The sequence below is a fragment of the Micromonospora sp. NPDC047187 genome (genome assembly GCF_040643355.1).
GTDB lineage: Bacteria > Actinomycetota > Actinomycetes > Mycobacteriales > Micromonosporaceae > Micromonospora > Micromonospora salmantinae.
This window is the reverse complement of record NZ_JBEYUF010000054.1, coordinates 2,538-5,467: the sequence shown is the minus strand read 5'-3', so window position 1 is coordinate 5,467 and position 2,930 is coordinate 2,538. Positions and strand designations below refer to the sequence as shown.

Sequence of the window (2,930 nt, the reverse complement as noted above, 5' to 3'; positions counted from 1 at the left end):
ACGAGTGCAGTACCATCGGCGCTGGAGGGCTTAGCTTCCGGGTTCGGAATGTAACCGGGCGTTTCCCCTCCGCCATGACCGCCGTAACTCTATGAACATATCAAACAACCCCGGCACACAATCACGGGTGTTCGCTTGTTCAGAGTTGCACAGTGGACGCGTAGCAGCTTAGTAGTCAAGTCCTCGGCCTATTAGTACCGGTCAACTGAACCCGTTACCGGGCTTACATTTCCGGCCTATCAACCCAGTCGTCTAGCTGGGGGCCTTACCCCACAAAGTGGGTGGGATACCTCATCTTGAAGCAGGCTTCCCGCTTAGATGCTTTCAGCGGTTATCCCTTCCGAACGTAGCTAACCAGCCGTGCCCTTGGCAGGACAACTGGCACACCAGAGGTTCGTCCGTCCCGGTCCTCTCGTACTAGGGACAGCCCTTCTCAAGTATCCTACGCGCACGGCGGATAGGGACCGAACTGTCTCACGACGTTCTAAACCCAGCTCGCGTACCGCTTTAATGGGCGAACAGCCCAACCCTTGGGACCTGCTACAGCCCCAGGATGCGACGAGCCGACATCGAGGTGCCAAACCATCCCGTCGATATGGACTCTTGGGGAAGATCAGCCTGTTATCCCCGGGGTACCTTTTATCCGTTGAGCGACACCGCTTCCACTCGCAAGTGCCGGATCACTAGTCCCGACTTTCGTCCCTGCTCGACCTGTCAGTCTCACAGTCAAGCTCCCTTGTGTACTTGCACTCAACACCTGATTGCCAACCAGGCTGAGGGAACCTTTGGGCGCCTCCGTTACCTTTTAGGAGGCAACCGCCCCAGTTAAACTACCCACCAGACACTGTCCCTGAACCGGATAACGGTCCGAAGTTAGATACCCAAATCAACCAGAGTGGTATTTCAAGATTGCCTCCACCCATACTGGCGTATGGACTTCACCGGCTCCCACCTATCCTACACAAGCTAATTCGAGTACCAATGTCAAGCTATAGTAAAGGTCCCGGGGTCTTTCCGTCCTGCCGCGCGTAACGAGCATCTTTACTCGTACTGCAATTTCGCCGGGCCTGTGGTTGAGACAGTGGGGAAGTCGTTACGCCATTCGTGCAGGTCGGAACTTACCCGACAAGGAATTTCGCTACCTTAGGATGGTTATAGTTACCACCGCCGTTTACTGGCGCTTAAGTTCTCCGCTTCGCCCCGAAGAGCTAACAGGTCCCCTTAACGTTCCAGCACCGGGCAGGCGTCAGTCCATATACATCGAATTACTTCTTCGCATGGACCTGTGTTTTTAGTAAACAGTCGCTTCCCCCTGCTCTCTGCGGCCATACAACGCTCCACCCGCGCGGGGCTTCACGTCTCCGGCCCCCCTTCTCCCTAAGTTACGGGGGCAATTTGCCGAGTTCCTTAACCACAGTTCGCCCGATCGCCTCGGTATTCTCTACCTGACCACCTGTGTCGGTTTGGGGTACGGGCCGCTAAGAACTCGCTAGAGGCTTTTCTCGGCAGCATAGGATCACTGACTTCACCTGAATCGGCTCGGCATCACGTCTCAGCCTTCATGTGTTGCGGATTTGCCTACAACACGGCCTACACGCTTACCCCGGCACAACCACCGGCCGGGCTCAGCTACCTTCCTGCGTCACCCCATCGCTTGACTACTACCCATCAGGTTCCCACGCTCCCTCAGCTCAGTCCGAAGACCTCACCAAGTTCGGGTGGTTAGCACAACGAGGTTCATCAGGGACGCTCTTTCGCGGGTACGGGAATATCAACCCGTTGTCCATCGACTACGCCTCTCGGCCTCGCCTTAGGTCCCGACTCACCCAGGGCGGATTAGCCTGGCCCTGGAACCCTTGGTCATCCGGCGGAAGGGTTTCTCACCCTTCTTTCGCTACTCATGCCTGCATTCTCACTCGTGCCGCGTCCACAACTGGGTCACCCCGCTGCTTCACTCGCGGCACGACGCTCCCCTACCCATCCACACACCTGCACAAGGAATCAAGTCCAAGCGAGGATAAAATGTGAATGCCACAGCTTCGGCGGTGTGCTTGAGCCCCGCTACATTGTCGGCGCGGAACCACTTGACCAGTGAGCTATTACGCACTCTTTAAAGGGTGGCTGCTTCTAAGCCAACCTCCTGGTTGTCTATGCGACCCCACATCCTTTTCCACTTAGCACACGCTTAGGGGCCTTAGCTGGTGATCTGGGCTGTTTCCCTCTCGACTACGAAGCTTATCCCCCGCAGTCTCACTGCCGCGCTCTCACTTACCGGCATTCGGAGTTTGGCTGATTTCGGTAAGCTTGTGGGCCCCCTAGACCATCCAGTGCTCTACCTCCGGCAAGAAACACGCGACGCTGCACCTAAATGCATTTCGGGGAGAACCAGCTATCACGGAGTTTGATTGGCCTTTCACCCCTAACCACAGGTCATCCCCCAATTTTTCAACATTGGTGGGTTCGGCCCTCCACGCGGTCTTACCCGCGCTTCAGCCTGCCCATGGCTAGATCACTCCGCTTCGGGTCTAGGACACGCGACTGAATCGCCCTATTCAGACTCGCTTTCGCTACGGCTCCCCCACACGGGTTAACCTCGCCACATGCCACTAACTCGCAGGCTCATTCTTCAAAAGGCACGCCGTCACCCCGCAAGGCTCCGACGGATTGTAGGCGAACGGTTTCAGGTACTATTTCACTCCCCTCCCGGGGTACTTTTCACCATTCCCTCACGGTACTTGTCCGCTATCGGTCACCAGGAAGTATTTAGGCTTACCAGGTGGTCCTGGCAGATTCACGGCAGATTTCAGGGGTCCGCCGCTACTCGGGAACACCCACAGAAGGTCAGCAACTTTCACCTACCGGACTCTCACCGTCTACGGTCAGCCATTCCAGACTGTTCGACTAGCCACTGACTTTGTAACTCCTCGAGT

At 56.3% G+C, this 2,930-nt stretch carries 2 rRNA genes (1 of these 2 only partly in view); both read right to left on the bottom strand.

Going from position 1 to position 2,930, the window contains the following annotated elements:
• Positions 1 to 86 (bottom strand): 5S ribosomal RNA (rrf, locus tag ABZ794_RS33775); the annotation flags it as partial.
• 85 nt (positions 87 to 171) lie between these two features.
• Positions 172 to 2,930: ribosomal RNA gene (locus tag ABZ794_RS33770) — 23S ribosomal RNA — on the bottom strand (it continues 449 nt past the right edge of the window).